Raw genomic sequence first — 8998 nt, forward strand, 5'->3', positions numbered from 1 at the left:
TAAAATGATGAAACAGAAATTAGTTTGTATAGCGCTCTTTTTATTATTGTCAGGCACATTTTTATTAGCGCAAACTGTCCTGGCACAAATATCCCAAACCATCAGCTATCAAGGAGTTTTGACCAATGCTGCAGGCGCGGTTGTTGAGGATGGTATGTACATGATAACATTCCGGCTCTACGATGTAAATGAGGGTGGTGAAAACATCTGGGTAGAAATGCAAGATGTACCTGTAGTTGGAGGAATTTTCAATGTTATTTTAGGCGGCAATAATCCATTAGATTTACCCTTTGACCAACCCTACTGGCTTGGCATCGCCATCGGCGGGGATGCCGAACTTGAAACCTCGGATTGAACTCACAGCCGCAGCTTACAGCCTGAATTCCAGAACCGTAATGGACAACTCCGTAAGCGCCGCCAAGATTCAGGATGGCGCGGTCACCAGCGCCAAGCTTGCCGACAACGCCGTCAGCACAGCCAAAATTCAGAAGGGTGCGGTCACCCAGGCTAAATTAGATGCTGGCGTGATGTTGCCCCCTGGTGGGCAAGCCGGTGGGGATTTAACCGGCGCCTACCCGAATCCAACTCTTGCCGATGGTGTAGTTACCAGCGCCAATCTTGCCGACAATGTGGTAACCGCCGCCAAGATTGCCATTGGCCAGGTGGTGAAGAGCATTTTGGTGGACAATACCTCATTAAAGGATGATATCACCCTTGCTGGCGGGGCTAATGTGACGATTACGGCGGCTGCCGACACCATCACCATATCGGCCGAGGGCGGCGGCGCCGATGCCGATTGGACCATTTCAGGTAATGATATGTATTCTGCGGTCTCCGGTAACGTCGGCATTGGGGACACGAGTCCGGATGATAAACTGGACGTGATCAACACTGGCAGCGGCACTGCGTTCAGCGCGTCTACAAACGGCACCGGTCAAGCAGGAAGCTTCCACATTCGTAACCCCGGCAACACCTTCCCTGCGCTCTTTGCACAGACCAATGGCAGCGGGTCTGCGTTAGAGGGTAAAACATTTGGTACGGGAAGAGCGGGGTCCTTCCAAATCGAAAACGAAAACAACAACCGTCCTGCGATTGAAGCAACAACCAACGGCAGCGGCGCTGCGTTCAGCGCGTCTACCAACGGCACCTATCGAGCAGGAAGCTTCCACATCAGTAATCCCGGCAACAATAGCAGTGCGCTCTTCACCAGCACCGACGGTACTGGTGAAGCCGGACTTTTCCGCATCAACAACACAAGCAACAGCCAGGCAGCCCTCTTCGCTATAACGAACGGCAGCGGGTCTGCGTTAAACGGTAAAACATTTGGTACGGGAAGAGCGGGATTCTTCCAAATCGTAAACGAAAACAACAGCCGTCCTGCGATTGAAGCCACGACCAACGGCAGCGGTCCCGCGGGACGTTTCAATGGCGACGTCGAGGTAACTGGCGCCATTAAGAGTGGCAACTCCATCACCATAGATGGGACTGGTGACGGAAGTAGTGAAATAAAGACAGATAACAATAACTTGAACATTACTAATTTTGACGGGAATATATCGTTTTTTACACGTAGACCAATAGCAGAAGGGGGGGGCGCTCTTAGGCGGATGATAATTGCACAGGATAATGGCAACGTCGGCGTTGGAAGAAACCCAACGGTAAATAAGCTAGAGATCGAAGGCAGCGCTTCCAAGACCACGGCTGGCGATTGGCTGGCCAACTCTGACGCCCGTATTAAGACAGATATACAAGAGATAGCAAATTCCCTTGAAACCATCAACCGTCTCCGTCCGGTAAAATTTCGCTACACCCAAGAATACAGAGCCAAACACCCAAGTATAAAAGAGAGATACTATTACAACTTCATAGCTCAAGAGTTTAGAGAGCTGTTCCCTGAAAGTGTGCAAGATGATGGTACAGGCTACCTTCAAGTAGATACATACAATGTGAGGCCCTACCTAGTGGGCGCTGTACAGGAGTTGAGTAAGATAGTGGAAGCGCTGCAAGGGGAGAACGAGACATTACAAGAAAGTAATGAAAAATTGAAAGCTAAAATTGATAAAACAGAATCGGAAATGAATGAATTAAAATCCAAGATGGCTCAATTTGAAGTTGCTTTACAACATCTTACAGCGGTAACAGGTACAAAGGAAATTAGTAGAATCGCAACAAGCAAGAGTTTAGTTTTCAGCAACGCAAAGTAGAAAAGAACTTGACTGAATGCATATAAAGTGCAGTGTGCTGTTGTTGGGTTGTATTAATGGAGTAATAAAATTTTAGATTATGAGCATATAAATTAAGGAGGTTACAATGATGAAACGCACATATTTTCTAATTGCGTTGTTTCTATTGTTAATCCCACATTTATCGGGACAAATCGTTTTAGCACAAATACCCAAAACCATAAGTTATCAAGGAGTTGTGACCAAAGCCGCAGGCGCTGTTGTAGAAGATGGCAAGTACTTGATAACATTCAAGCTCTACGATTTAAAAGAAGGCGGGGAACACCTGTGGGAAGAGATACAAAACGTACCTGTAGTTGGAGGCATTTTCAATGTTATTTTAGGCGGCAATAATCCATTAGATTTACCCTTTGACCAACCCTACTGGCTTGGCATCGCCATCGGCGGGGATGCCGAACTTGAACCTCGGATTGAACTCACAGCCGCAGCTTACAGCCTGAACGCCCGCTCGATTGCAGATAGTGTAGTGACCGGCAGCAAGATTGCCGACGGTCAGGTGGTACGCAGCATCAATAATCTGACCGATACTGTGATCCTGGCTGAAGGAGACAATGTGACCATTACACCGCAGGGCGACTCGCTGGTGATTTCAGCTACGGCTAGCCCAGGAGGAAATATTACAACCATGGACAAAATCACCGCTACTTCACACCTGGATATTGAAGTAAACGGCGGCGACCGTGCCCTGCGTCTGGAGAATACCGATGGCAACACACCCAATGTAATTGGCGGCTTTGGTGGCAACAGTGTAGCTGCGGATGTGGTAGGAGCTACTATTGGCGGTGGGGGTGCAGCCGAGACGATGGCTTTGGCGATCCCGTCCCCAACAGGGTGACCGCCAGCTTCGGCACAGTAGCTGGAGGCTTTGACAATCTCGCCAGTGGTTTCAGTGCCACCGTCAGCGGAGGTGAAAATAATACTGCCAGCACACAAGCCACCGTTGGTGGGGGTATAAATAACACCGCCAGCGGCAGCAGAGCCACTATAAGCGGCGGCGTTAGAAACACCGCTGACACTACCCTTGCCACAGTTAGTGGAGGCTTCTTTAACCTCGCTAGTGGCGTCAGTGCCACTGTCGGCGGAGGAACCTATAATGAGGCTACCGCTGACTTTGGCACGATTGCGGGTGGCGGGGCATTCCGTTCTGACGAAGGCAATAAGGTTATGGACAAGTGGGGCACCGTTAGCGGTGGCAGAAACAACCTGGCAGGGAATATAAACAACGATCCTACCGATGCGGAGTATGCTACCGTGGGTGGGGGCAAGAATAACACCGCCAGCGGCAGCGGAGCCACCATAGGCGGAGGCAGCAGAAACAAGGTCACCGACATCCATGGCACAGTGGGCGGTGGCACGAACAACCAGGCGGGGAGTGATGATGAGATTGCCACCAACGCGGAGCTCGCCACCATCGGCGGAGGCGGAGGCAACGAGGCCAGTGGCACAGCTTCTACCATCGGAGGGGGGTCAGCCAACACTGCTAGTGGCTTTATCTCCACCGTCGGTGGAGGCCGGCTCAACACCGCCTTCGGCGAATATGCCGCCGTCGGTGGAGGCATTAGCAACACCGCTAGCGGTGCCCAATCCACCATCCCTGGTGGCAGTAGAAACGCCGCCGCGGGTGATTACAGCCTCGCGGCTGGCCGGCGAGCCAAGGCAAACCACACCGGCACGTTCGTCTGGAGTGACGCTACCGCTGCAGCCCCGGCCGATTCTTTTTTTTCCACTGGTTCAAACCAATTCCTGGTTCGTGCATCAGGTGGCTTCGGTATCGGGACAACAAGTCCGAATACTCAGTTGCAAGTGACAGACGAGATCAATGGAAACGGCAATTTACTAACTAGCTATGCTACCCTCCTGGAAAATACTTCAGAGGGAACAAGCCCCGATGTTCTTGCCCTCAAGGTTGGAAAGAAAAACCCGGGAAGCGCCGCAAACTTAATCGCATTCTTTGGAGGTGATTTCGATGGTGATGGTAATGACGATCTGATCGGCGAGATACAGGGCGATGGCGCTGGCGGCGTTGAGTTCACTGGCAGCCTGACAGGAGGCGGTGGGGACTATGCAGAGTGGCTGCCCCGGCTGAGGGTGGAAGAAAAGATCGAAAACGGAGACATTGTAGGTGTAACCGGTGGTAAAGTCACCAAAGTGATAGAAGACGCCCACCACATCATGGTTTTAACGAGTAGACCCATTGTCCTTGGCAATGCGCCTGATAAGGGAGAAGAACATCTGTATGAGAAAGTTGCATTTCTTGGCCAGGCGCCGGTGAAAGTTCGAGGAATTGTGAAAGCAGGGGATTTCATCATGCCATCGGGGTTAAATGACGGCGTCGGCATAGCTATATCCCCCGATGAGATGAAACCAATGCACTACGCTCAAATAGTTGGCCAAGCCTGGGAATCTTCGGAAGAAACCGGTGTAAGACTCGTCAACACCCTTGTCGGCCTGAAATCGAATCACACCGGTATGGGTCGTTTACTCACACTTTTGCAGGAACAACAAAAGGAAATTAAAAACCTGGGAACCAGACTTAAAAAATTAGAAAAAATAGAATCGAAAATGGTTGAATTTGATCGGTTAAAAGCAAAGATGGCACAATTAGAAACTGCATACCAAAAAATAGAGAATATAGCTCTGCGGAATGGCGATGTTGCTGAGTCAAAAACGAGCCGGTAAAGTCGCAAACCTGGTAAAGCTTTGGCAAATTAATTCATGATCAAAATAAGGAATTTGTAAAATGAAACTCTTAAAAATGAGAATATTGTTATTCCTGTTTGGCGTCATTGGGATGCTGGCAAATCCCGTTTCAGCCCAAATTAAAATTTCTAACAGTGTTTTTGGTAACGGCGCTGCTGTTGTGTCGGATACCAATAATACAATTATTGCCACCATCGGTCAGCCGGTTATAGGTGTTGCAGCAAATGCCAGCAACACAGTTAGCTCTGGTTTCTGGTATGTAACTGGCTCTGTTATCGTAACCAGTGTTGAAGAACTCCCAGGAACATTGCCGACAGAATTCAGGTTGTATCAAAACTACCCCAATCCTTTCAATCCAACTACGACTATCCAGTTTGACCTACCCGAGCCTTCGGAAGTTACGATTATAATCTTTGATATCCAGGGAAGAGAGGTTACAACACTTTTACAGGAACAACGAGAGTCTGGTGTACATAAAGTGACGCTGGAAGCTTCCGATATACCCAGCGGCGTCTATTTTTATCGTATTCATTCTTCATCAGGTAAAACAAAGAATTTTGTGCAAACGAAGAAATTCGTTCTGTTAAAGTAGGTTTGATGATTTGTTCATGTTCTAAACTTGGCTGTGGCCCGGGGTTTGTTCTTTTGTTAAGAATCCCCATTGTGGTACTCAATTAGATTATTAATAAAAATTAGAAGGAGGAGGTATTTATGAAGACGTTTGTAATTAATTAGAAATAATTGGTTTGTTTCTAGCCAACTTTACACTTTTATTAAACCATTATTATCCAACCATATTTGAAACGACGACCACAAATACGATATTAAGGGAAATGAATATATCAAATAATAATAATTTTGATTAAAATTTATAATTTAACCCAAAAGGGAAATATGCCATTGTAATTCCAATTTGAAATTTGTCTATTTCTCCAAGTCCCAAAAAAATACCGGGCCTTAAAGGCCCCACATCTAATAAACCAGGGTAAACATTTAATTGTGCATTGTAATAAATAGGACCGGTAAATATTAATGATGATAATAAAGAATGATTGTAGTCATAGAAAAATCCAATAGCGCCATCTATTGTTTCCGGGGCAACGTAACGTGTCCAAAACTTCGATCGTATTTTTTGCTTTTCGATTAATTTATTTACAATGCCACCAACACCAAAAGAAATATTATGCCGATTTTCTAAATTATACGTTATTCCTAAAATGCCGGAGGTACCCCAATAAAAAAAAACTGTATACTTCTCATTAATCGGATAATTCAAAACATATTGTTCACCTACATTTTCTATATGATTGTTAAATGGGTTAAAAAAGGGTTGCAAAGACCAATCATATAAAGGCAATGTTTCTGAAAAGAATTTTTTAACACCATCATAACTGAAAAGTAATATACCCAGGGGATTAAAAATTAACATATCGGCAACAGGGTCGACATTTATATAAGTATTATTTCCATTTTCTATAACTTCATTTAAAAAGACATAACTAAGAGAGGTTAATGCAGCAAACATTTTTGGATAGGAGGCTCCGTGGTAATCGTACCATTCACTTAACTTTACATACTTCATTCCGTGGCCTACCAAATGGTTTGCATAATTTGGAAAATATTGAAAATCATCAGCATTTGTGCTGACTGGGAATACTTCGCTGGTTAAAAATTTACGCCATCCATACTTATTGATAGTATCCAGAGGATTTAGTAGGCTTTTTAAAACAATTTGAGAGCCTGTTTTGTAATGTTGCTGGAAAATATTTTTTGAATGTATTCCATTACGCAGCACATCATAACCACCATTTAAGATGACACTTAATGGATTGAACATTATTTCTGAACCAAAATTATTTTGGGGATTATAAAAATAATATTTTTTTTCTTGGGAAAACCCATTGCAGAATGTGGCAAAAATTAAAATCAATAAAACTCTGGACCGGATGTTTTTCAACATAAATATAAAATAAATAATTATTAATAATCCTACATCTTTACATTTCAGGTGATTCTAGTCTCTATTTAGTTGATCTTCTCTAAGCTCAATTAATTCCTCAGGAGCTACTAAATCCTCCCTAGATAATTTAATGTACAGGCGGAGCGCGGTTTATTTTTTGCATAAAACATTTAATCTCCAAAACCAGGTACAATTGGCATTGATGCTAAAGTCAATCCGATTTGAAATTTATCCAATTCACCCACAGACAAAAATAACCCGGGTTTAAACCAATCCTTTTTTATAAACCCGGGATAGATATTTAACCTGTAATTATAAGAATGAGGCCCGGTGAAAATCATCGATGTCATCAGTGAATTGTTGACATCATAAAAAAAACCAACCGCACCATCAATTTTGTTTGGGGCAACAAATCTCGAAACATATTTTGAGTTAATTAACTTTCTTTCAATCAACTTATTAACGATAGTGCCTACGCCCCATGACAACGTACGTCCTTTCTTAAATTGATGACTCAATCCCACAATTCCGGAAATTCCCCAATAGAAAAATGCGCCATATTTTTTATTCAACTTAATCTTAGCTGCAAATTGATCTCCGGCATTTATGATGTTATTGTTTGAAATATTAAAAACAGGTTGGAGCGACCAATCATACAATTGCAGCGTTCTCGAAAAAAACTTTTTTGCCCATTCCGTACTAAATAACAAAATGCCCAAAGGATTAAAAATTAACATATCTGCAATAGGATCCACATTCACTTCATCAAAGCCTCCGTTCTCAAGTGTTTCATTCAGAAAAACATAACTAAATAAAGTTAAAATTGACCAGGCGTTAGGATATTTAACATTATGATAATCATACCACTCGGCAGTTTTCACATACCTAAAACCATGCCCGATAAGATGATGAGCATAATTTGGGAAATATTGCAATTTGTCTGTGTTTGTACTTATTGGAAACACCTCAGTGGTTATAAAACGTTTCCAACCAAATTTTTTAATACTGTCCAATGGATTAAAGATGTTGTTGATCACATTTTTTGCTCCCTGGGAATAAGGCTGGTTAAAAATATCTTTTGAATGTCCGCCATTTCGAAATATATCAAAACCGCCATTTAATATTTGAGAAATGGGATTAAATACTAAATCAGAACCAAAGTTATTGTCAGGCCGGTAAAAGTAATACTTTTGATCTTGAGCAAATAGACATGTATTTGTAACCAAAACCAATACTATAATGCTTAATTTCATATTTGATTAACTAACCATAGGTAAAAAACAGTTTTGACTATCCAGTATTCCTTAATGCCAAAACTCAAACTGAACATTTTAATAACTTTAACTATAACAATCAGAACATCGTTAATACATCAATACTTTTTTGGTTTGGCAGACGAAATTTGCTACTGAAAGAATCGGATACATTTTGATGTTATACGGTATTTTTCCTGACGACGAACCTTTTCATCTTTTCAGTGTTAGTGTTCTTCCTTTAATACAATTTTTAATATGGCGGATCAGCTGGACTTTATTTTTTGCCGCATAACATAAGTTTCTATTATCTAAACTACAATTTTTACATTCCTAATACCAGGAATAAGTTTCTTCATGAAAAAATAAATTCTTCATATTGCTGGTGCCTGGAATATTCTTGTTTCTAGTATCAGGCAAATATACCGTCACGTCCGCCGCAAAACCACTACCCTGGGAATCAGGATTTTTGAATGGCCCACAACAATTTTTTAAACATGAAATCATAAAATCAAGGTTATATGGTTCAGGCAAATGAGACGCTAGCTCCACAATATAATTTTCTTTATAACGTATGAAAGACCAGTCGAAAAACTTGTTGTAGATTATTTGATCGAAATAAAGGAAAGTACCCTCTTGTCATGCCAAAACACAAAATTATACCATACAACCCAAAACTAAAAGAATTTGCCGGAAATTTCCGCAATAACAGCACATATCTGAGATCTTGCTCTGGAAGAAACTAAAAGGAAAACAAATTCTCGGATATGATTTCCATCGTCAAAAACCATTGGATAAATAAACACCCCTGAAAATCCTCCCGTCTGTACGGGATGATTTTC

General features: G+C 42.8%; 8 protein-coding genes. 5 read left to right on the plus strand and 3 right to left on the minus strand.

What is annotated here, in order from left to right; genetic code table 11:
* The 3 genes from IIC38_18815 to IIC38_18825 all read left to right on the plus strand — a co-directional run.
* On the plus strand, positions 1 to 355 hold a 355-nt coding region (locus tag IIC38_18815), incomplete at its 5' end, for a hypothetical protein (protein MCH8127978.1).
* Positions 339 to 2204: a tail fiber domain-containing protein gene (locus tag IIC38_18820; protein ID MCH8127979.1), complete on the plus strand. Its 1866-nt coding sequence runs from the start codon at positions 339 to 341 to the stop codon at positions 2202 to 2204. The genes IIC38_18815 and IIC38_18820, both read left to right, overlap by 17 nt.
* A gap of 109 nt (positions 2205 to 2313) precedes the next feature.
* Positions 2314 to 3078: a hypothetical protein gene (locus tag IIC38_18825; GenBank protein MCH8127980.1), complete on the plus strand. Its 765-nt coding sequence runs from the start codon at positions 2314 to 2316 to the stop codon at positions 3076 to 3078.
* A gap of 253 nt (positions 3079 to 3331) precedes the next feature.
* On the opposite strand, the gene IIC38_18830 is transcribed toward IIC38_18825, so the two are convergent.
* Positions 3332 to 3598, minus strand: a complete 267-nt coding sequence (locus tag IIC38_18830) for a hypothetical protein (protein MCH8127981.1) — start codon at positions 3596 to 3598, stop codon at positions 3332 to 3334.
* A 448-nt stretch (positions 3599 to 4046) separates the two neighbouring features.
* On the opposite strand from IIC38_18830, the gene IIC38_18835 reads away from it, so the two are divergent.
* Together IIC38_18835 and IIC38_18840 are read left to right on the plus strand one after the other, a co-directional pair.
* Positions 4047 to 4922, plus strand: coding sequence for a hypothetical protein (locus IIC38_18835; GenBank protein ID MCH8127982.1), 876 nt, complete (start codon positions 4047 to 4049; stop codon positions 4920 to 4922).
* Between the two features lie 61 nt (positions 4923 to 4983).
* A complete protein-coding gene (locus IIC38_18840; protein ID MCH8127983.1) occupies positions 4984 to 5535 on the plus strand; it encodes a T9SS type A sorting domain-containing protein in 552 nt (183 codons plus the stop codon).
* 270 nt (positions 5536 to 5805) lie between these two features.
* Here IIC38_18840 and IIC38_18845 read toward each other — a convergent pair whose 3' ends face one another.
* Positions 5806 to 6873 (minus strand): hypothetical protein, encoded by a 1068-nt coding sequence (locus IIC38_18845; protein ID MCH8127984.1) that lies wholly within the window; start codon positions 6871 to 6873, stop codon positions 5806 to 5808.
* Positions 6874 to 7073: 200 nt separating this feature from the next.
* Positions 7074 to 8156, minus strand: a complete 1083-nt coding sequence (locus tag IIC38_18850) for a hypothetical protein (GenBank protein ID MCH8127985.1) — start codon at positions 8154 to 8156, stop codon at positions 7074 to 7076.
* Between the last annotated feature and the right edge of the window lie 842 nt (positions 8157 to 8998).

The sequence above is a fragment of the candidate division KSB1 bacterium genome, from assembly GCA_022566355.1.
Lineage (GTDB): Bacteria > Zhuqueibacterota > JdFR-76 > JdFR-76 > DREG01 > JADFJB01.

Excerpts from the sequence above, each read along its gene's own strand:
- IIC38_18840 (MCH8127983.1), top strand. The coding sequence starts at position 4,984 with ATGAAACTCTTAAAAATGAGAATATTGTTATTCCTGTTTGGCGTCATT.
- IIC38_18850 (MCH8127985.1), bottom strand. The coding sequence starts at position 8,156 with ATGAAATTAAGCATTATAGTATTGGTTTTGGTTACAAATACATGTCTA.
- IIC38_18825 (MCH8127980.1), top strand. The coding sequence starts at position 2,314 with ATGAAACGCACATATTTTCTAATTGCGTTGTTTCTATTGTTAATCCCA.